The sequence below is a fragment of the Nocardioides sp. WS12 genome (genome assembly GCF_014108865.1).
Lineage (GTDB): Bacteria > Actinomycetota > Actinomycetes > Propionibacteriales > Nocardioidaceae > Nocardioides.
The window spans coordinates 2,895,822-2,916,273 of the sequence record NZ_CP053928.1; the positions used below are offsets into that span (position 1 = coordinate 2,895,822).

15 protein-coding genes and 3 rRNA genes are annotated in these 20,452 nt (G+C 65.7%); 17 read left to right on the top strand and 1 reads right to left on the bottom strand.

Annotated elements, in window-relative coordinates:
* Positions 1 to 18 precede the first annotated feature (18 nt).
* The 12 genes from argJ to HRC28_RS14140 all read left to right on the top strand — a co-directional run bounded on the left by argJ (position 19) and on the right by HRC28_RS14140 (position 14,522).
* Positions 19 to 1,176: a bifunctional glutamate N-acetyltransferase/amino-acid acetyltransferase ArgJ gene (gene argJ, locus HRC28_RS14085; RefSeq protein WP_182376131.1), complete on the top strand. Its 1,158-nt coding sequence runs from the start codon at positions 19 to 21 to the stop codon at positions 1,174 to 1,176.
* A 14-nt stretch (positions 1,177 to 1,190) separates the two neighbouring features.
* Positions 1,191 to 2,126 carry an acetylglutamate kinase gene (gene argB / locus HRC28_RS14090; RefSeq protein ID WP_237111488.1) on the top strand — a complete coding sequence of 312 codons (936 nt, stop codon included), beginning with the start codon at positions 1,191 to 1,193 and terminating at the stop codon, positions 2,124 to 2,126.
* Positions 2,123 to 3,358 carry an acetylornithine transaminase gene (locus HRC28_RS14095; protein WP_182376133.1) on the top strand — a complete coding sequence of 412 codons (1,236 nt, stop codon included), beginning with the start codon at positions 2,123 to 2,125 and terminating at the stop codon, positions 3,356 to 3,358. The genes argB and HRC28_RS14095 overlap by 4 nt, the downstream gene beginning before the upstream one ends.
* On the top strand, positions 3,355 to 4,299 hold the full coding sequence (argF, locus tag HRC28_RS14100; RefSeq protein ID WP_182376134.1) for an ornithine carbamoyltransferase: 945 nt from the start codon (positions 3,355 to 3,357) through the stop codon (positions 4,297 to 4,299). The genes HRC28_RS14095 and argF overlap by 4 nt, the downstream gene beginning before the upstream one ends.
* On the top strand, positions 4,292 to 4,831 hold the full coding sequence (locus HRC28_RS14105; RefSeq protein ID WP_182376135.1) for an arginine repressor: 540 nt from the start codon (positions 4,292 to 4,294) through the stop codon (positions 4,829 to 4,831). Before argF ends, HRC28_RS14105 begins: the two co-directional genes overlap by 8 nt.
* Complete coding sequence (argG, locus tag HRC28_RS14110; RefSeq protein ID WP_182376136.1) at positions 4,828 to 6,258, top strand: argininosuccinate synthase; 1,431 nt, start codon at positions 4,828 to 4,830, stop codon at positions 6,256 to 6,258. The genes HRC28_RS14105 and argG overlap by 4 nt, the downstream gene beginning before the upstream one ends.
* On the top strand, positions 6,258 to 6,731 hold the full coding sequence (locus tag HRC28_RS14115; RefSeq protein WP_182376137.1) for an NUDIX domain-containing protein: 474 nt from the start codon (positions 6,258 to 6,260) through the stop codon (positions 6,729 to 6,731). The genes argG and HRC28_RS14115 overlap by 1 nt, the downstream gene beginning before the upstream one ends.
* On the top strand, positions 6,728 to 8,155 hold the full coding sequence (argH, locus tag HRC28_RS14120; RefSeq protein ID WP_182376138.1) for an argininosuccinate lyase: 1,428 nt from the start codon (positions 6,728 to 6,730) through the stop codon (positions 8,153 to 8,155). The genes HRC28_RS14115 and argH overlap by 4 nt, the downstream gene beginning before the upstream one ends.
* A gap of 445 nt (positions 8,156 to 8,600) precedes the next feature.
* Positions 8,601 to 10,118: ribosomal RNA gene (locus HRC28_RS14125) — 16S ribosomal RNA — on the top strand.
* 465 nt (positions 10,119 to 10,583) lie between these two features.
* Positions 10,584 to 13,717 (top strand): 23S ribosomal RNA (locus tag HRC28_RS14130).
* 152 nt (positions 13,718 to 13,869) lie between these two features.
* Positions 13,870 to 13,986 (top strand): 5S ribosomal RNA (gene rrf / locus HRC28_RS14135).
* The 16S, 23S and 5S rRNA genes sit together here, the layout of an rRNA operon.
* A gap of 143 nt (positions 13,987 to 14,129) precedes the next feature.
* A complete protein-coding gene (locus tag HRC28_RS14140; RefSeq protein ID WP_237111489.1) occupies positions 14,130 to 14,522 on the top strand; it encodes a single-stranded DNA-binding protein in 393 nt (130 codons plus the stop codon).
* Here HRC28_RS14140 and HRC28_RS14145 read toward each other — a convergent pair.
* Complete coding sequence (locus tag HRC28_RS14145; protein WP_182376139.1) at positions 14,482 to 15,633, bottom strand: DUF1015 family protein; 1,152 nt, start codon at positions 15,631 to 15,633, stop codon at positions 14,482 to 14,484. The two genes, HRC28_RS14140 and HRC28_RS14145, sit on opposite strands and share 41 nt — an antisense overlap.
* A gap of 49 nt (positions 15,634 to 15,682) precedes the next feature.
* On the opposite strand from HRC28_RS14145, the gene HRC28_RS14150 reads away from it, so the two are divergent.
* Genes HRC28_RS14150 through recN form a run of 5 tightly spaced genes read left to right on the top strand, consistent with a single transcriptional unit; the run spans position 15,683 to position 20,452 of the window.
* Positions 15,683 to 16,705: an HAD-IIA family hydrolase gene (locus tag HRC28_RS14150; protein ID WP_237111490.1), complete on the top strand. Its 1,023-nt coding sequence runs from the start codon at positions 15,683 to 15,685 to the stop codon at positions 16,703 to 16,705.
* 9 nt (positions 16,706 to 16,714) lie between these two features.
* Positions 16,715 to 16,891: a hypothetical protein gene (locus HRC28_RS14155; protein WP_182376140.1), complete on the top strand. Its 177-nt coding sequence runs from the start codon at positions 16,715 to 16,717 to the stop codon at positions 16,889 to 16,891.
* A gap of 2 nt (positions 16,892 to 16,893) precedes the next feature.
* Positions 16,894 to 17,727, top strand: a complete 834-nt coding sequence (locus HRC28_RS14160; protein ID WP_182376141.1) for a TlyA family RNA methyltransferase — start codon at positions 16,894 to 16,896, stop codon at positions 17,725 to 17,727.
* Positions 17,724 to 18,704, top strand: a complete 981-nt coding sequence (locus tag HRC28_RS14165; protein ID WP_237111491.1) for an NAD kinase — start codon at positions 17,724 to 17,726, stop codon at positions 18,702 to 18,704. The genes HRC28_RS14160 and HRC28_RS14165 overlap by 4 nt, the downstream gene beginning before the upstream one ends.
* Positions 18,701 to 20,452, top strand: coding sequence for a DNA repair protein RecN (recN, locus tag HRC28_RS14170; RefSeq protein WP_182376142.1), 1,752 nt, complete (start codon positions 18,701 to 18,703; stop codon positions 20,450 to 20,452). Before HRC28_RS14165 ends, recN begins: the two co-directional genes overlap by 4 nt.

Genomic DNA, 20,452 nt, shown 5'->3' on the forward strand with positions numbered 1-20,452 from the left:
CCTGCAAAGGTCATCACCATGAGCGTCACCCACCCCGCCGGCTTCGTTGCCGCCGGTGCTGCCGTCGGCATCAAGTCCACCGGCAAGAAGGACCTCGCCCTCGTCGTCAACCAGGGCCCCACCTTCGACTCCGCCTCTGTCTTCACCAGCAACCGCTGCAAGGCCAACCCGGTCCTGTGGAGTGAACAGGCCGTCCAGGACGGCACCGTTCGCGCGGTGGTCCTGAACTCCGGTGGCGCCAACTGCTACACCGGCCCGGAGGGTTTCGTCACCACCCACCGGGTTGCTGAGGAAGTCGGCACCCTGCTGGGCATCGGCGCGATCGACGTCGTCGTCTGCTCGACCGGCCTGATCGGTCTGGCCAACGACCGCGACGTGCTTCTCGCTGGCGTCAACACCATCCACGGCCAACTCTCGGCCGAGGGTGGCAACGATGCGGCCGAGGCGATCATGACGACCGACACCGTCAGCAAGCAGGTCGTGGTCCAGGGGCCTGACGCTGCCTGGTCGATCGGTGGCATGGCGAAGGGTGCCGGGATGCTCGCTCCCGCGCTCGCGACGATGCTCGTCGTCATCACGACCGATGCCGTCGTACCGGCTGCGGATCTGGACGCTGCTCTCCGTGCGGCCGCCCGGGTGAGCTTCGACCGGCTCGACTCCGACGGTTGCCAGTCCACCAACGACACCGTGACCGTGATGGCCAGCGGTGCCTCCGGCGTCACGCCGTCGCTCGATGTCTTCACTGCCGCGCTCACCGAGGTGTGCACGTCGCTCGCGAAGCAGTTGCTGGCCGACGCCGAGGGCGCGGACCACGAGATCACGATCACGACGCTCGGCGCCGCGACCGAGGACGAAGCCGTCGAGGTCGGCCGGAGCGTGGCCCGGAGCAACCTGTTCAAGGCGGCCGTTTTCGGCAAGGACGCCAACTGGGGGCGCGTCCTCGCGTCCGTCGGTACGACGACCGCGGCCTTCGACCCGGCCAACCTCGACGTCGCGATCAACGACGTGTGGGTGTGCCGCAACAGCGGCCCCGGCGAGAGTCGCGACCTCGTCGACCTCGCGCCCCGGGCGGTCACCGTCACGATCGACCTGAAGTTCGGCGACGCCGAAGCGACGGTGTGGACCAACGACCTCACCCACGCCTACGTCCACGAGAACAGCGCGTACAGCTCATGACCGAGGACCAGAAGATGTCGAACACCGACGAGGTGCGGCCCCCGGCCGCCGATCCGTTCAAGGCCGCCACGCTCGCGGGTGCCCTCCCGTGGCTGAAGGCGTACCACGGCAAGATCGTCGTGGTGAAGTACGGCGGCAACGCCATGACCGACGACACCCTCAAGCGTGCCTTCGCCGAGGACATCGCGTTCCTGCGCTTCGCCGGGTTCCGCCCCGTCGTCGTCCACGGCGGCGGGCCGCAGATCTCGCTGATGCTCGACCGGCTCGGCATCAAGTCCGAGTTCCGCGGCGGCCTGCGGGTCACCACGCCCGAGGCGATGGACGTCGTCCGGATGGTCCTCGTCGGCCAGGTCCAGCGCGAGCTGGTCGGCCTGATCAACGAGCACGGTCCGCTGGCCGTCGGCCTGTCCGGCGAGGACGCCGGCCTCTTCACGGCCGAACAGACCGGCACGATCGTCGATGGCGAAGAGGTCGACCTCGGCCTGGTCGGTGAGGTCGCGAAGGTGCGGCCCGAGGCCGTCCTCGACCTGATCGAGGCTGGGCGGATTCCCGTGGTCTCCAGCGTCGCGCCCGACATCGACGGTGTCATCCACAACGTCAACGCCGACTCGGCCGCGGCCGCGCTGGCTGCTGCGCTCGGTGCCGAGAAGCTGCTCGTCCTCACCGACGTCGAGGGGCTGTACCTGAACTGGCCCAACCCCGACGAGGTGATCGGCGAGATCAGCCCCGAAGCCCTCGAGGAACTGCTGCCGACGCTGGCGAGCGGGATGATCCCGAAGATGGACGCCTGCCTGCAGGCCGTGCGTGGGGGAGTGAAGCGGGCCACCGTCGTCGACGGGCGCCAGGCGCACGCCGTACTCCTCGAACTGTTCACCGACGAAGGCATCGGCACCCAGGTGCTGCCCGGCGTGACCACCAAGACTCGCAAGGCCCGGGAGAACCAGTCATGAGCACGCCCCAGAGTCAGGCCGAGTGGACCGAGCGGTACGCCGGCGCGCTGATGAACACCTTCGGCCCGCCGAAACTCGTCCTCACCCGCGGTGAAGGTGCGCATGTCTGGGACGCCGACGGCAGGGAGTACGTCGACCTGCTCGGCGGCATCGCCGTCAACGCCCTCGGCCACGCCCACCCGCGGCTGGTCGCCGCCGTCACCGAGCAACTCCAGACGCTCGGCCACATCTCCAACTTCTTCGCGAGCGGCCCGCAGATCACCCTCGCCGAACGGCTCGGCGCCCTGTTGCAGAACCCGCTGGTCGAGCCTGTCGAGACCCGCGTCTTCTTCACCAACTCCGGTGCCGAGGCGAACGAGGCGGCCTTCAAGCTGACCCGTCGCACCGGCCGGACCAAGATCGTCGCGACCACCGGTTCCTTCCACGGCCGCACGATGGGCGCGCTCGCCCTCACGTCGAAGGCTGCCTACCGCGAGCCCTTCGAGCCGTTGCCCGGCGACGTCGTCTTCGTCGAGTACGGCGACGTGGCCGCCCTCGAAGCGGTGGTCGATGACCAGACCGCCGCTGTCCTGATCGAGCCGATCCAGGGCGAAGCCGGCGTGATGGTGCCGTCCCGTGACTACCTGCCCTCTGCGCAGCGGATCGCGCACGAGAACGGCGCACTGCTCTGGCTCGACGAGATCCAGACCGGTGTCGGCCGGACAGGCGCCTGGTTCGCCCACCAGCACCCCGACCTCGTGGACGCACCCGTCGTGCCCGACATCGTCACGCTGGCCAAGGGCCTGGCCGGCGGCATCCCGATCGGCGCCTGCATCGCCACGCACGGCTCGGCCAAGCTGTTCGACCCGGGCAACCACGGCACCACGTTCGGTGGCAACCCGGTCGCCGCAGCAGCCGCCCTGGCGGTGCTCGACGTGATCGAGTCCGACGGCCTGCTCGCGCATGCGAGGGCCATGGGTGCCCGACTGCGCGAGGGACTGGCCACCGATGCCCGGGTCATCGAGACCCGCGGCGCCGGCCTGCTCGTGGGACTGACCCTCGTCGAGCCCAAGGCAGCAGAGGTGGCCGCGGCCGCGCAGGACGCCGGCTTCATCATCAACGCGGCAACGCCCGAGCGGATCCGGATGGCTCCGCCGCTGGTGCTCACCGAGGCCGACGCCGATTCGTTCCTCGCTGCCTGGGCTGCCATCTTGAACAACGCTGGCGTCGACACCGCGGGGGTCTCGCTGTGACCCGTTCCTTCCTGCGTGACGACGACCTGACCCCGGCCGAGCAGGCCGAGGTGCTGGCCCTCGCGGCGACGCTCAAGGCGGCGCCGTACGACCACAAGCCGCTCGCCGGTCCGCGCACGGTGGCGATGATCTTCGACAAGGCCACGCTGCGCACGCAGGCCTCCTTCTCCGCAGGCATCGCCGAACTCGGCGGCAACCCGATGCTCGTCGACGGGGGTCTCGCGGGGATCGGCAAGCGGGAGTCGATCGCTGACGTGGCCCGGGTGCTCGGCCGCCAGGCTTCGCAGATCGTGTGGCGCACCTACGCGCAGTCGAGCCTCGACGAGATGGCGGCGATGTCCGACGTGCCCGTCATCAACGCGCTGACCGACGACTTCCACCCCTGCCAGTTGCTCGCCGACCTGCTGACCGTGCAGGAACACAAGGGAGCACTGGCCGGCCTGACCGTCGCCTTCCTCGGCGACGGCGCCTGCAACATGGGCAACTCCTGGTTGCTCGCCGGCGCGACGGCGGGGATGCACGTCCGGATCAGCGGACCCGACGGCTACGTCCCCGACGAGGCGATGTTCGCCCGCGCGAACGAGATCGCAGCGACCACGGGTGGCTCGGCAACGGCAGAGACCGATCCCGTGAAGGCAGTCGCTGGAGCGGATGTGGTCGTCACCGACACGTGGATCTCGATGGGCAAGGAGGCCGAGGCGGACGCCCGGCGGGCGGTGTTCGGTCCCTACGCCGTCACCCCCGAACTCGTCGCCCATGCCAGCGCGGACGCGATCGTGCTGCACTGCCTGCCGGCGTACCGCGGTTCCGAGATCGCCGCCGACGTCATCGACGGACCACAGAGCGTGGTGTGGGACGAGGCGGAGAACCGCCGTCACGCGCAGAAGGCCGTGATGGCCTGGCTCCAGGACCCCGCCCGGCTGGGAGCGTCCCATGAGTGAGCACGCCCTGACCCCGCTGACCAAGAACGCTCGGCTGGCGTTGATCGTCGAGCTGTTGGAGAGCCGCGAGGTGCGTTCGCAACCCGAACTCGCCGACCTGCTCGGTGGTCGTGGCGTGCACGTCACGCAGGCGACGCTGAGCCGCGACCTCGTGGAGGTCGATGCGATCAAGGTCCGGGCCGCGTCCGGCAACCTCGTGTACGCCGTACCGGCGGAGGGCGGCGACCGGACACCGGTGTCCGCCGAGAGCGGGGCAGCCCACCAGCGCCTCTCCCGCCTGTGCGCCGAGCTCCTCGTCAGTGCCGAGGCCAGCGCCAATCTTGTTGTCCTGCGCACCCCTCCCGGGGCCGCGCAGTTCCTCGCCAGTGCCATCGACAAGGCCGAAGTCGGCGCCGACCACGACGTGCTCGGCACGATCGCCGGCGACGACACCGTCCTGGTCATCGGCCGCGACCCCGCCGGGGGAGCAGCACTGGCTCACCGATTCACCTCCCTTGCAGAGCGCACGGAGCCCGAAAGGAACGACAGTTGAGCAAGGTCCTGACCTCCCTCCCCGTGGGAGAGCGCGTCGGCATCGCCTTCTCCGGCGGCCTCGACACCTCCGTCGCCGTTGCGTGGATGCGCGACAAGGGCGCCGTGCCCTGCACCTACACCGCTGACATCGGGCAGCCGGACGAGCCGGACATCGCCGGTGTGCCGGACCGTGCCCGGCAGTACGGCGCCGAGATCGCCCGCATCGTCGACATCAAGTCGCAACTGGTCGAGGAAGGTCTCGCCGCTCTTGCCTGCGGTGCGTTCCACATCCGCTCCGGTGCGAAGGCGTACTTCAACACGACGCCGCTCGGCCGTGCCGTGACCGGCACCATGCTGGTGCGGGCGATGCAGGCCGACGACGTCAACATCTGGGGCGACGGGTCGACGTACAAGGGCAACGACATCGAGCGGTTCTACCGCTACGGCCTGTTGGCGAACCCCGAACTGCGGATCTACAAGCCGTGGCTCGACGCTGACTTCGTCACCGAACTCGGCGGTCGCCACGAGATGAGTGAGTGGCTGGTCGCCCACGGCCTGCCCTACCGCGACTCGACCGAGAAGGCGTACTCCACCGACGCCAACATCTGGGGCGCCACCCACGAGGCCAAGACTCTCGAGCACCTCGACGTCTCGCTCGAGATCGTCGAGCCGATCATGGGCGTGAAGTTCTGGGACCCGTCCGTCGCCATCGAGACCGAGGACGTCGCGGTCACCTTCGAGGCCGGACGCCCGGTGGCCCTCAACGGCCGTCGGCACGACGACCCGGTGGCCCTCGTCATGGAAGCGAATGTCATTGGTGGCCGCCACGGCCTCGGCATGTCCGACCAGATCGAGAACCGGATCATCGAGGCCAAGTCGCGGGGCATCTACGAAGCCCCCGGCATGGCGTTGCTGTTCGCTGCCTACGAGCGCCTGCTGAACGCGGTCCACAACGAGGACACGCTGTCCAACTACCACCTCGAGGGCCGCAAGCTCGGTCGCCTGCTCTACGAAGGCCGCTGGCTCGACCCGCAGGCCCTCATGCTCCGGGAATCCATCCAGCGCTGGATCGCCTCGCTGGTCAACGGCACGGTCACGCTGCGCCTGCGCCGTGGCGACGACTACACGATCGTCAAGACCGAGGGTTCGAACTTCTCGTACCACCCCGAGAAGCTGTCGATGGAACGTGTCGAGAACGCCGCGTTCGGTCCGACGGACCGGATCGGCCAGCTGACGATGCGCAATCTCGACATCGCCGACTCCCGCGCCAAGCTGGAGTTGTACGCCGCACAGCCGCTGGATCAGGGCCAGGTACTGGTCGAGAACGGCACGCTCTTCGGCGAGCTGCCGCCCGGCGGCTACGACCAGATCACCGCGAACCCCGACGGTGGCCTGGAAGCGGAAGCGATCCTCGAGGATGTCGCGATGGAGTCCGGAACCGACTGATGCACGCGGAACCGACTCGTCGCACGGTGGCGCGAGTGCTGCCGGTGAGCAGCGACAGCAAGGTGCTGTTGCTGCTCGGCTGCGACCCTGCGCTTCCGGACGTCCGCTACTGGTTCACCATCGGTGGCGCGGTCGACTCGGGGGAGTCCCTCGCGGAGGCCGGTGCGCGCGAGCTGCGTGAGGAGACGGGTATCGACGTCCCGGCGGCGGATCTCGGCGAACCCTTCGGCACCTTCGAGGTGGAGTTTGCCTGGGACGGGCGCGACTACGTGAACGACTCCACCCTGTTTGCCGTCGCCCTCGACGAGACGCCGGTCAGCTTTGAGGGACTCGACGTGCTCGAGTCGCAATCGATCTTCGAGGCGCGTTGGTGGACACCGGAGGACCTGGCAGACGACGGCCGCGCGGTTGACCCGCGGCTGATGGAGCAGATGCGGACGGCGATCGCGCACGTCCGGGGAGGAACCACATGAGCGGCGAGACCAACACGGGCAAGCTCTGGGGTGGCCGGTTTGCCGGCGGCCCCTCGCCGGAGCTCGACGCGCTGTCGCGCTCGACGCACTTCGACTGGCGGCTCGGGCTCTACGACATTGCCGGCTCGCACGCGCACGCCAAGGCACTGGGCGCTGCGGGCTTGCTGACGCCGGACGACGAGGCTGAGCTGCATCGCGGACTGGACGCACTCGCTGCCCGCTTCTCTGACGGCTCGTTGCAGCCCGATCCGTCCGATGAGGACGTGCATGGTGCGCTCGAACGGCTGCTGATCGACGAGGTCGGCGCCGACGTCGGTGGTCGGCTCCGTGCCGGCCGCTCGCGCAACGACCAGATCGCCACACTCTTCCGGTGTTATCTGCTCGACCACTCGGTCGCGGTCGGTCGCCTGATCCTCGACCTGGTCGATGCTCTCGCGACGCAGGCCGACGCCCACCTCGGCGAGGTCCCGGCGATCATGCCGGGGCGGACGCACCTGCAGCACGCCCAACCGGTGCTCTTGTCGCACCACCTGCTGGCCCACGCCTGGGCCCTACTGCGCGATGTCGAACGTCTGGGGGACTGGCGTCGTCGTACGGCGGGGGACTCGCCGTACGGATCCGGAGCGTTGGCTGGGCAGAGCCTCGGACTCGACCCCGAGCTCGTGGCGCGTGAACTCGGGTTCACCAGCTCCACGGCCAACTCGATCGACGGGACGGCCTCTCGCGACTTCGTTGCGGAGTTCGCCTACGTGACCGCGCAGACCGGCATCGACGTCAGCCGGATCGCCGAGGAAGTGATCCTCTGGGCCACCAGGGAGTTCGACTTCGTGACCTTGCACGACTCCTGGTCCACGGGGTCGAGCATCATGCCGCAGAAGAAGAACCCCGACATCTCGGAGTTGGCACGGGGCAAGGCAGGGCGGCTGGTCGGAAACCTCACGGGGTTGCTGACCACACTCAAGGCACTGCCGCTGGCCTACAACCGCGACCTCCAGGAGGACAAGGAGCCGGTGTTCGACTCGGTCGACACCCTCGAGGTCCTGCTGCCGGCGTTCACCGGCCAGATCGCGACCCTGGTGTTCAACACCGAGCGGATGGCTGCCCTCGCCCCGCAGGGTTTCTCGCTGGCGACCGACATCGCCGAGTGGCTGGTGCGGGAGGGCGTTGCGTTCCGGATCGCCCACGAGGTTGCCGGCGCGTGTGTGCGGCGTTGCGAAGAACTCGGCATCGAACTCGACGAGTTGACGGACGACCAGTTCGCCGCCATCTCGCCGTCGTTGACGCCCACAGTCCGCAATGTGCTGACTGTCGAAGGTTCCGTGGCGTCCCGCGATGGCCGCGGCGGTACGGCGCCGGCCCGGGTTCGCGAGCAGTTGACCGACCTCCGCGCGAGGTCCCAGGAGCTCCGTTTCACGCTCATTTGAGCGTGAAACCACCCTCCAGGAAGCTCAAAGGCCCCCCCGATTTGCAACCCGGGGGACCCATGGGGGTAATGTTCCGTTTCGCCGCAGGACGCGGAAAACCTCAGCTGAGGATCCACACGGATCGGACGCAAAAACGGGGTAGATCTACGTCCGGGCACCAGTGTTGAACAGCTTCAAGACATGGCGGTCACGCCGAGTTGACGAGGGGAAACAGCACGGGTAAGGTTTCACAGGTTGCCCCGCGACAGACCTGGCCGAGAGGCTGGCGAAGCGCGAGAGCGTCTGATTCTTGAGAACTCAACAGTGTGTCATGCATATAGATTGTTGTGACTGTTTTGCGCTGGTCGCCTCTTCGGGGGTGGTTGGTGTGTGGTTTCGGCAATATGATTGATTCTGATTAGTAGTGATACTTGTCAGGGTTTGTTGTTTGTCAGTATTGGATTTTCTTATGGAGAGTTTGATCCTGGCTCAGGACGAACGCTGGCGGCGTGCTTAACACATGCAAGTCGAGCGGAAAGGCTCCTTCGGGGGTACTCGAGCGGCGAACGGGTGAGTAACACGTGAGTAATCTGCCCTGCGCTCTGGGATAGCCACCGGAAACGGTGATTAATACCGGATATGACATGTCCCTGCATGGGGGTGTGTGGAAAGTTTTTCGGCGCAGGATGTGCTCGCGGCCTATCAGCTTGTTGGTGAGGTAATGGCTCACCAAGGCTTTGACGGGTAACCGGCCTGAGAGGGTGACCGGTCACACTGGGACTGAGACACGGCCCAGACTCCTACGGGAGGCAGCAGTGGGGAATATTGGACAATGGGCGGAAGCCTGATCCAGCAACGCCGCGTGAGGGATGACGGCCTTCGGGTTGTAAACCTCTTTCAGTACCGACGAAGCGAAAGTGACGGTAGGTACAGAAGAAGGACCGGCCAACTACGTGCCAGCAGCCGCGGTAATACGTAGGGTCCGAGCGTTGTCCGGAATTATTGGGCGTAAAGGGCTCGTAGGCGGTTTGTCGCGTCGGGAGTGAAAACCATGGGCTTAACTCATGGCTTGCTTTCGATACGGGCAGACTAGAGGTATGCAGGGGAGAATGGAATTCCTGGTGTAGCGGTGAAATGCGCAGATATCAGGAGGAACACCGGTGGCGAAGGCGGTTCTCTGGGCATTACCTGACGCTGAGGAGCGAAAGTGTGGGGAGCGAACAGGATTAGATACCCTGGTAGTCCACACCGTAAACGTTGGGCGCTAGGTGTGGGACCTATTCCATGGGTTCCGTGCCGTAGCTAACGCATTAAGCGCCCCGCCTGGGGAGTACGGCCGCAAGGCTAAAACTCAAAGGAATTGACGGGGGCCCGCACAAGCGGCGGAGCATGCGGATTAATTCGATGCAACGCGAAGAACCTTACCTGGGTTTGACATATACGGGAAGCCTGCAGAGATGTGGGTCTCATTGATACTCGTATACAGGTGGTGCATGGCTGTCGTCAGCTCGTGTCGTGAGATGTTGGGTTAAGTCCCGCAACGAGCGCAACCCTCGTTCTATGTTGCCAGCACGTAATGGTGGGGACTCATAGGAGACTGCCGGGGTCAACTCGGAGGAAGGTGGGGATGACGTCAAGTCATCATGCCCCTTATGTCCAGGGCTTCACGCATGCTACAATGGCCGGTACAAAGGGCTGCGATCCCGTGAGGGGGAGCGAATCCCAAAAAGCCGGTCTCAGTTCGGATTGGGGTCTGCAACTCGACCCCATGAAGTCGGAGTCGCTAGTAATCGCAGATCAGCAACGCTGCGGTGAATACGTTCCCGGGCCTTGTACACACCGCCCGTCACGTCACGAAAGTCGGCAACACCCGAAGCCGGTGGCCTAACCCTTGTGGAAGGAGCCGTCGAAGGTGGGGCTGGCGATTGGGACGAAGTCGTAACAAGGTAGCCGTACCGGAAGGTGCGGCTGGATCACCTCCTTTCTAAGGAGCACACCCTGCTCGGTGGCCGAATGTGTCATTGAAACTTTGGGTTGTTCACTAGTGGAACACAACATTTCTTACTTGCCTGGTCGACAGCCTCTTGGTTGTTGGTTGGTGTGGGTGTGCTGACACGCTGTTGGGTATCTGAGGCATCAGACGAGCCTGGACTGGTACGTCTTCCTGCTTGAGCTTCGGCTTGGGTTGGGGGGTGGGTTCAGGTGAGCTGGTTGGGCTTCTTGGTTGTTTGATTTATTCATAGTGGACGCGAGCATCCGCCCGCACGATGTGTTGTTCAGGCTCCTTGTTGTTAGAGGGGGTGGACGGCATCTGGTGGTGGGCGGTTTTTGTTTGTGTTGTTTCGTGATTGTTTTAGTGTTCTTGAGAATTTGAGTTACCACGAGGACGATCCGATGCGCATGATGCACTGTTGTTTGGTGGTTGTTGTGTGTGTTGGTGGTTTGTTGTGGGCAAGTTATTAAGGGCACATGGTGGATGCCTTGGCATCGAGAGCCGATGAAGGACGTGGGAGCCTGCGAAATGCCCTGGGGAGTTGGCAACCGAGCGTTGATCCGGGGATGTCCGAATGGGGAAACCCAGCTGGAGTTATGTCCAGTTACCCACATCTGAATAAAATAGGGTGTGTGGAGGGAACGTGGGGAAGTGAAACATCTCAGTACCCACAGGAAGAGAAAACAACCGTGATTCCGAGAGTAGTGGCGAGCGAAATCGGATGAGGCTAAACCTATATCGTGTGATAGTCGGCAGACGTTGCGGTGTAGGGGTCGTGGGAATGTCGTTGTTGGGCCTGCCGGTTCAGCGCACAGTCAGAAACCAGTGTTGAGGTCGAAGTCCGTTGGAAAGCGGTGCCGTAGCGGGTGATAGCCCCGTAGACGATAGATGCTGGCTGTGTTCGATATCTCCCAAGTAACACGCCACTCCTGGAATGGTGTGTGAATCTGGCGGGACCACCCGTTAAGCCTAAATACTCCTCGATGACCGATAGCGGACAAGTACCGTGAGGGAAAGGTGAAAAGTACCCCTGGCGGGGAGTGAAATAGTACCTGAAACCATGTGCCTACAATCCGTTAGAGCCTGAACTTGTTTGGGTGATAGCGTGCCTTTTGAAGAATGAGCCTGCGAGTTTGCGGTGTGTGGCGAGGTTAACCCGTGTGGGGAAGCCGTAGCGAAAGCGAGTCTGAATAGGGCGCTTTAGTCGCACGCTCAAGACCCGAAGCGGAGTGATCTACCCATGGGCAGGTTGAAGCGCCGGTAAGACGGCGTGGAGGACCGAACCCACTTAGGTTGAAAACTGAGGGGATGACCTGTGGGTAGGGGTGAAAGGCCAATCAAACTCCGTGATAGCTGGTTCTCCCCGAAATGCATTTAGGTGCAGCGTTGCGTGTTTCTTGCCGGAGGTAGAGCACTGGATAGCCGATGGGCCCGACCAGGTTACTGACGTTAGCCAAACTCCGAATGCCGGTAAGTGTAAGCGTGGCAGTGAGACTGCGGGCGATAAGGTTCGTAGTCGAGAGGGAAACAGCCCAGACCATCGGCTAAGGCCCCTAAGAGGCGGCTAAGTGGAAAAGGATGTGGAGTCGCAGTGACAACCAGGAGGTTGGCTTGGAAGCAGCCACCCTTGAAAGAGTGCGTAATAGCTCACTGGTCAAGTGATTCCGCGCCGACAATGTAGCGGGGCTCAAGCCGCCCGCCGAAGCCATGGCATCGACGTATTAACCCAAGCCGCTGACTTGATCAGTTGGTTCAGGGGCGTCGATGGGTAGGGGAGCGTCGTGTGGCGAGTGAAGCGGCGGAGTGATCCAGCCGTGGACGCCACACGAGTGAGAATGCAGGCATGAGTAGCGAATCACGGGCGAGAAACCCGTGCGCCGAATGATCAAGGGTTCCAGGGTCAAGCTAATCTGCCCTGGGTAAGTCGGGACCTAAGGCGAGGCCGACAGGCGTAGTCGATGGACAACGGGTTGATATTCCCGTACCGGCGAAATGGCGCCCATGATGAGCCCGGTAATGCTAACCACCCGAAACTTCATCTACCAGAGCCTTCGGGCCGAGGGGTTGGAGCGGAGCGTGGAACCCGAACCGGTAGTAGTCAAGCGATGGGGTGACGCAGGAAGGTAGCCCAACCGCCGCGATGGTAGACGGCGGGTAAGCGTGTAGGGGACGTGGTAGGCAAATCCGCCACGTAGCCGTTTGATCGGTGACCTTGAGACGTGATGCCGACCCCGTATGGGGGAAGTGGGTGATCCTATGCTGCCGAGAAAAACCTCTAGCGAGCCATGAGCCGCCCGTACCCCAAACCGACTCAGGTGATCAAGTAGAGAATACTAAGGCGATCGAGACAACCATGGTTAAGGAACTCGGCAAAATGCCCCCGTAACTTCGGGAGAAGGGGGGCCCGGATCGTGAACCCACTTGCTGGGGGAGCGTGAAGGGCCGCAGAGACCAGGCCCAAGCGACTGTTTACTAAAAACACAGGTCCGTGCGAAGTTGTAAGACGATGTATACGGACTGACTCCTGCCCGGTGCTGGAAGGTTAAGAGGACGGGTTAGACGCAAGTCGAAGCTCAGAATTTAAGCCCCAGTAAACGGCGGTGGTAACTATAACCATCCTAAGGTAGCGAAATTCCTTGTCGGGTAAGTTCCGACCTGCACGAATGGAGTAACGACTTGGGCGCTGTCTCAACCATGGACTCGGCGAAATTGCACTACGAGTAAAGATGCTCGTTACGCGCGGCAGGACGGAAAGACCCCGGGACCTTTACTATAGTTTGGCATTGGTGTTTGGTTCGGCTTGTGTAGGATAGGTGGGAGACTTTGAAGCGGCCACGCCAGTGGTTGTGGAGTCAACGTTGAAATACCACTCTGGTCGTACTAGATGTCTAACCTAGGGCCATGATCTGGTTCAGGGACAGTGCCTGATGGGTAGTTTAACTGGGGCGGTTGCCTCCTAAAGAGTAACGGAGGCGCTCAAAGGTTCCCTCAGCCTGGTTGGCAATCAGGTGTTGAGTGTAAGTGCACAAGGGAGCTTGACTGTGAGACAGACATGTCGAGCAGGGACGAAAGTCGGAACTAGTGATCCGGCAACTGCGAGTGGAAGCGTTGTCGCTCAACGGATAAAAGGTACCCCGGGGATAACAGGCTGATCTTCCCCAAGAGTCCATATCGACGGGATGGTTTGGCACCTCGATGTCGGCTCGTCGCATCCTGGGGCTGGAGTAGGTCCCAAGGGTTGGGCTGTTCGCCCATTAAAGCGGCACGCGAGCTGGGTTTAGAACGTCGTGAGACAGTTCGGTCCCTATCCGCCGCGCGCGTAGGAAACTTGAGAAAGGCTGTCCCTAGTACGAGAGGACCGGGATGGACGAACCTCTGGTGTGCCAGTTGTACCGCCAGGTGCATGGCTGGTTGGCTACGTTCGGAAGTGATAACCGCTGAACGCATCTAAGCGGGAAGCACGTTTCAAGATGAGGTTTCCCACCCCCTTGTGGGGTTAAGGCCCCCAAAAGATTATTGGGTTGATAGGCCGGAGGTGTACAGCAGCAATGCCCAGCCGACCGGTACTAATAGGCCGAAGACTTGCCACAACAAATCCCCAACACACTTAACAAACACGCATCACACACAAACACGCGTCCACTATGAAGACCAACCCCGACACGGGACCCAGGTCAGAACCCCCACCAACACGGGGACAACTCTCACCACACGGGCACCCCGAACAGAGGGTTAATAGAGTTACGGCGGCCATAGCGGCAGGGAAACACCCGGTCCCATCCCGAACCCGGAAGTTAAGCCTGCCAGCGCCGATGGTACTGCAACCGAGAGGCTGTGGGAGAGTAGGACGCCGCCGGACATACATTGCCGAAAGGCCAGCACCTATGGTGCTGGCCTTTCGTGCTTTTGTGTCCCCATTGGGCGAGGCGTGGGTCCATGAGTTGTCCACATGGCTCGATTCGTCGGGAGTTTCTCCACCGCATCCCGCCACGGTACGGCCCGGTGTCGGTCGTGTTCCGGATGCTCGGTTCATCCCCAAAGGAGGAGGAACCGAAAGTGGTGAATGAAGTGACCCTGGTCGGCCGGCTTGCCGCCGATGCAGAACAACGCGAACTGCCGAGTGGCGATCTGCTCGGCGTGTGCCGCTTGATCGTTGACCGTGAGGAAGTGAAGGTGCTTCCGACGGGACGCAAGAGCGCCTCCGTCGACGTGGTGGACCTGGCGGCGTGGACGCCCAGGGCACGTCGCGCGATGGGGCGATGGCGTGCAGGCGACGAGGTGGCGATCGAGGGCGCCCTGAGGCGGCGGTTCTATCGCGCCGGCGGAGCGACGAACTCCCGGGTCGAAGTCGAGGTCAGCTCGGGTCGGATGGTGCGTCGCGCAAGGACCGAATGAGGACGCCGAGACTGGGCTTGGGCTGGAACGAGGTCGCCTTCTCAGGCAGGAGGCGATCCGCCTCGGCGATCCGGAGCACCAGGTCCACGGACGGTGCGGGCATCAGCACCGCGACCTGGTCGGGACGCGCGCGTGCCAATGCCTCGTCGACGCTGTGGTGATAGGTGACGGCCGTCGGGCCGTGGGGAAGCGCCGGGACGATACGGCGGTGCAGCGTTTCCACGGCGGCTTCACCGCTGCCGGGATCGAGGTCGAGCACCGCCCAAGTGGTGCCGTCGGTCGCGGCCAAGCGCGTGGCACAGAGCGCTCCGACAGCCTCACTCTGGCTGTGTTCCTTGTAATGGAGGCCGACGCTTTCCACCGCGTCACGAAGGTCAGCCAGTGAGGCGCCGGCCAAGGTCCGGTGGATGGGGCCGAGGAACAGCGGCGTCGCTTCCTGGTCGACCAGCATGGCGAGGCCGAAGTCGGTCGCCGCCCGGCCGCCGTGTGCGCCGGCGTGGCGTCGTTGCAGCCGGAGGTAGGCGGCGTACCGGTGGTGCCCGTCGGCGATGAGGGCACGACTGCCGGCCAGCTCGATGGCAATCGTCGTCAACGTGGCAGGGTCGCGGATGGCCCAGATCCGGTGCTGCTGCTCGCCGCGGTCGGTGAAGGCGTGATCGGGCGCGTTGGTCATCACTTTGGCCAGTGTCGTACGCAGAACGTCGGTGCCGCGGTGGACCAGCAGGATCGGCGCCGGGTTCAACTGCATCTCGGCCATCCGGTCGGCGAGGTCATCGGCCTGAGCCGGATGGATGCCCTCGTGGGGGAGCACCGCCCGGTCCGCGGGACGCTTGGCGCGCCGTGACACATCGAGGGCGCCGACGAGGCCGCGCACGGTCATCCCGGCCGAGGTGTACTCGTGAAGATAGAGCGCTGCCTCGGCGTCGCGACTCACGTAACCCTTGGCCTGCCACCGCAGCAGACGGGCGGACACGTCCTTGTAGGGCCGGGCGAAGGCGCGGCCGGTCGACGGGTTGCCCACCCGGCCGGGCGCGAGCATCAGGCCCGCGAACGGCTCGAGGCGCAGCGGTCCGGCGACGTACGGCGGTGTCACCAGGGCGGTTGCGTCCATCTGGGCATCGTACGGAGCATTCGGTGGCCAGCACTGGCAAGGTGGACCTGTGTTGCTCACCTCCAGTCGGCCGCTCTCGGCTGCTTATGACCTGGCGATGCTCGACCTGGACGGTGTGGTCTACATCGGGGCTGCGGCGGTGCCGGGCGCGGCCGGTCACATTGCCGACGTCCGGACTGCCGGCATGCGCGTTGCCTTCATCACCAACAACGCCTCCCGTCCGCCCACGGCGGTGGCCGAGCACCTGACCGAGTTGGGGGTTCCCGCGAGCACGACCGATGTGGTGACCAGCGCGCAGGCGGCCGCCCATCTGCTGGTCGAGCGCTTCGGGGTCGGCGCACGGATCGTGTGTCTGGGCGGGCCGGGCTTGCGCGCAGCACTGGAAGAGATCGGCCTGGTTCCGGTGGACGTCGACGACGATGCCGACGCCGTGGCTTCCGGCTACGGGCCGGAGCTGCGGTGGAAGGAGATCATGCGGGCCGCCGTACGGATCAAGGACGGCGTCCCGTGGGTGGCCAGCAACACCGACACCACGATCCCGACGTCGTTCGGGGTCGCGCCTGGTCACGGCGTGCTGGTCGAGATGGTCGAGCGGTTCGCCGGAATCTCACCGGTGGTGGCCGGCAAGCCGGAGCGGCCGCTCCTGGACGAGACGGTACGGCGCGTCGGCGGCGACCGCCCGCTCATGGTCGGCGACCGCCTCGACACCGACATCGAAGGTGCCCACAACGCAGGTGTCGACTCGCTGCTGGTGCTGACCGGAGTCACCGGGATCGAGGAACTCGTTGCCGCGCCGCCTTCGCTCCGGCCGTCCTACATCTCTCCCGATCTCGGCGGTCTCGGGAGGGCCCATCGGATCCCGGAGCGTGACGGCGACCTCTGGGTGCTCGGAGGCTGGCGCGCCCACGCGCGCGACGGCCGGCTCGAGCTCGACCAGGTGGCGCCCGACGCGGATCCAGCCGACTGGTGGCGCGTCGCGGCCGATGCGGCGTGGCGCCATCTCGACGCCACCGGGACGGTGGTGGACCTCACCGCGGCCCGGGTCCCCGGAGTCACCCGTGTGGCGCGGTAGCCTCACCGCATGACCGAGGTACCTGTTCCGGCGCCCACGCCCACCGGGATCGATGCTGTCGACCGGGTGCTCGACCTCGTGGCAGGGCTCGACGCCCGGCCGCTGGGAGAGCACGCAGCCGTCTTCGAGGCAGCGCACGCTGATCTGCGCCAGACCCTCGACAATCCGCCCGCCGCCAGCGCCTGACCGTGCCACCGCGCCGACTCCGACTCGACGCGGAACTGGTTCGCCGAGGTCTGGCGCCGTCCCGCGAGCGTGCTGCCCAACTGATTGCTGACGGACGGGTGAAGGTGTCCGGCGTCGTGGCGACCAAGCCCGCGACCGGTGTCACGACCGACCTCGCGATCCTCGTGCTCGAGGGAGAGCACGGCCCGGACTACGTCTCGCGCGGCGCCCACAAGCTGCTCGGAGCACTGACCGTCTTCGGCGCTGACGGCCTGACCGTCACCGGCCGTCGTTGCCTGGACGCCGGCGCTTCGACGGGCGGGTTCACCGACGTACTGCTGCGCGCCGGCGCTGATGAGGTCGTGGCCGTCGACGTCGGGTACGGACAACTCGACTGGTCGCTGCAGCAGCACGAGAAGGTGCGTGTCCACGACCGCACCAACGTGCGGACCCTGACGGTCGACGACATCGGTGGCCCGGTCGACCTGGTCGTCGGGGATCTCTCCTTCATCTCCCTCGTCCTGGTCCTGGATGCGCTCCTGGGTGTGACGCGACCCGACGGCGACCTGGCGCTGATGGTCAAGCCACAGTTCGAGGTCGGCAAGGACCGCGTCGGCAAGGGCGGCGTGGTCAGGGACCCGGAGTTGCGCGCTGAGGCCGTCCTCGGGGTGGCCCACGCTGCTGCCGTGCGTGGGTGGGGCGCGAAGGCCGTCACCGTGAGCCCCCTGCCGGGGCCTTCGGGCAATGTCGAGTTCTTCCTGTGGCTGCGCCACGGAGCGCCCGAAGTCGATGATGAGTCCATCGCAGAGGTTGTACGGCGCGGTACGTCGGCCCCGGATGAGATGGTGACTCCATGACGAGCAGCGACATGGGGGTGGGCACGAGCAGCGACACGCCCCGTCGCGTCCTGGTGCTGGCGCACACGCGCCGCCCGGAGGCCCGCGAGGTCGCCCGCTCCTTCGTCAAGGAACTCACTGGCAACGGGATCATCGTCCGGTTGCTGCGCGTCGAGGCCGACGACCTCGAACTCGACCCGGCCGGCTACGTGCCGGCCGTGGAACTGACCGACTCGGAGACCGACGCCAGCCGCGGTTGCGAACTCACCGTGGTGATCGGCGGCGACGGCAGCATCCTGCGGGCCGCGGAGGTCACCCACAAACGGCTGACGCCCGTCCTCGGGGTCAATCTGGGCCACGTGGGCTTCCTGGCCGAAGCCGAGCACGAGGACGTCGCTGCCACGATCGATGCGATCGTCCACCAGCGCTACACGACCGAGGATCGCCTGACGCTCGATGTGCGGGCCTTCGTCGACGGCGAACTGGTCTACGCGACGTTCGCCCTCAACGAGGCGAGCGTGGAGAAGGCGGCCCGTGAGCGGATGCTCGAGGTCGTCGTCGAGATCGACAGCCGCCCGCTGTCGCGCTGGGGCTGCGACGGCGTCGTCTGTGCGACTCCGACCGGCTCGACGGCGTACAACTTCAGTGCCGGTGGGCCCATCGTGTGGCCGCAGGTCGAAGCACTCTGCATCGTTCCGCTCAGCGCCCACGCACTCTTTGCCCGGCCGATGGTGGTCGCGCCGTCCTCGGTCATCGCGATCGAGGTGCTCGAAGGCAACCAGGGCTCGGGTGTGTTGTGGTGCGACGGTCGGCGCAGCGTCGACCTCCCGCCCGGTGCTCGGATCGAGGTCAGCCGCGGCTTGCGTCCGGTTCGGTTGGTCCGCCTCCACCAGGCCCCGTTCACCGATCGGCTGGTCGCGAAGTTCGGCTTGTCGGTCGAGGGCTGGCGCGGCGCGGCCGAGCGCCGCCAGGCATGGGAGCGCGGTGACCGGACGTGATCGAAGAACTGCGGATCACCTCACTCGGCGTCATCGACTCCTCGGTCCTCGAACTCGGCCCCGGCCTGACCGTCATCACGGGTGAGACCGGCGCCGGCAAGACCATGGTCGTCACCGCCCTGGGCTTGTTGCTCGGCGGGCGTTCCGACACCGGCGCCGTGCGCGCTGGTGCGAAGCAGGCCCGCGTCGAGGGACTGGTGCGCGCAGATGCCCTGCCCGGCCTGGTTGCTGCGGTCGAGGAAGCGGGCGGCGAAGTCGAGGACGGCAGTGTCGTCCTGGCGCGCAACGTCAGCGCGGAGGGCCGTTCCCGGGCGTTCGCTGGGGGAGCGGGCGTGCCGGTGGCCACCCTCGCTGCGATCGCCGAGCCGCTCGTCGCGGTCCACGGCCAGTCCGACCAGCACCGGTTGCTGAAGCCGCAGACCCAACGGCACGCGCTCGACCGCTTCGGCGGCCACGAGGCGCTGCACGCCACCTACATCGACCTGCACGACCGCCTGATCGCCACCGAGCGGGAACTCGCCGACGTGCGCGCGACCGCTCGCGAACGAGCGCGTGAAGCAGACGTGCTCCGGTTCGGCGTCGACGAGGTCGCCGCGGTTGCCCCGCAGTCGGGTGAGGACGTCGACCTGGCGGCCGAGGAGTCCCGGCTCGGCCATGCCGACACGTTGCGGGGGGCGGCCGAGCAGGCCCGCGAGGCCCTGTCCAGCGATCACGGCTCCCCGGACGCACTGGGCGCCGTCTCCGCAGCCCGAGGACTGCTCGAAGGCGTCCGCGGCCACGACCCCGAGGCCGGAGCGCTTGCGGACCGGGTCGCCGAAGTCAGTTACCTGCTCTCCGACGTGGCGGCCGACGTCGCGTCCTACGCGTCGGGCATCGACACCGACCCGAACCGCCTGGCCGCCGCATCCGAACGACGCGCTGCTCTTCTCGCGCTCACCCGGAAGTACGGCGACACGGTCGACGACGTCCTGGCCTGGGCCGAGCAGGCGTCGATGCGACTGATGGACCTCGATTCGACCGACGACCAGATCAATGCGCTGGCTGCCGCCTCGGCCGCGCTCCGGGCCGAACTGGCCGCCGCGGGCGCACGGTTGAGCAAGGCACGGTCCGCCGCAGCCAAGAAGCTGGGCTCGGCCGTCAGCGACGAACTGACCCTGCTGGCCATGCCGCACGCCCGGATGACGATCCGGGTCGCGACCCGAGCCGTCGCCGACGTACCGGTGGACCAGGAGCACCCGCCGGCCGACCTGTTGCTCGTCGATGACACCTGGGTGCGGTTCGGGCGCAGCGGGCTGGACGACGTCGAGTTCCTGTTGGCCGCCAACAGTGGCTCCGACCCGCGCGCCCTGCACAAGGGCGCCTCCGGCGGTGAGCTCTCCCGCGTGATGCTGGCCGTCGAGGTCTGCCTGGCCGGCACCAGTCCGGTCCCGACCTTCGTGTTCGACGAGGTCGATGCGGGCGTCGGAGGAGCGGCAGCCGTCGAGATCGGACGACGTCTCGCGACACTCGCCCTCGGCGCCCAGGTCCTCGTCGTCACCCACCTGCCGCAGGTCGCGGCCTTCGCCGATCGTCACGTCCTGGTCGAGAAGGCCAGCAACGGTTTGATCACCAGCTCCGGTCTCGTGACCCTCGATGACGCGGGTCGCGAACGCGAACTGTCCCGAATGTTGGCCGGCCTCGCCGAGTCCGACACCGCCCTTGCCCACGCCCGCGAACTGCTGGACGTGGCGCGTCGACGTGCAGGCTGA

Bases quoted from the DNA above. Each gene is read 5' to 3' on its own strand.
- argJ (WP_182376131.1), top strand. From the start codon at position 19: ATGAGCGTCACCCACCCCGCCGGCTTCGTTGCCGCCGGTGCTGCCGTC.
- argB (WP_237111488.1), top strand. From the start codon at position 1,191: ATGTCGAACACCGACGAGGTGCGGCCCCCGGCCGCCGATCCGTTCAAG.
- HRC28_RS14095 (WP_182376133.1), top strand. From the start codon at position 2,123: ATGAGCACGCCCCAGAGTCAGGCCGAGTGGACCGAGCGGTACGCCGGC.
- HRC28_RS14105 (WP_182376135.1), top strand. From the start codon at position 4,292: ATGAGTGAGCACGCCCTGACCCCGCTGACCAAGAACGCTCGGCTGGCG.
- HRC28_RS14115 (WP_182376137.1), top strand. From the start codon at position 6,258: ATGCACGCGGAACCGACTCGTCGCACGGTGGCGCGAGTGCTGCCGGTG.
- argH (WP_182376138.1), top strand. From the start codon at position 6,728: ATGAGCGGCGAGACCAACACGGGCAAGCTCTGGGGTGGCCGGTTTGCC.
- HRC28_RS14145 (WP_182376139.1), bottom strand. From the start codon at position 15,633: ATGGACGCAACCGCCCTGGTGACACCGCCGTACGTCGCCGGACCGCTG.
- HRC28_RS14155 (WP_182376140.1), top strand. From the start codon at position 16,715: ATGACCGAGGTACCTGTTCCGGCGCCCACGCCCACCGGGATCGATGCT.
- HRC28_RS14165 (WP_237111491.1), top strand. From the start codon at position 17,724: ATGACGAGCAGCGACATGGGGGTGGGCACGAGCAGCGACACGCCCCGT.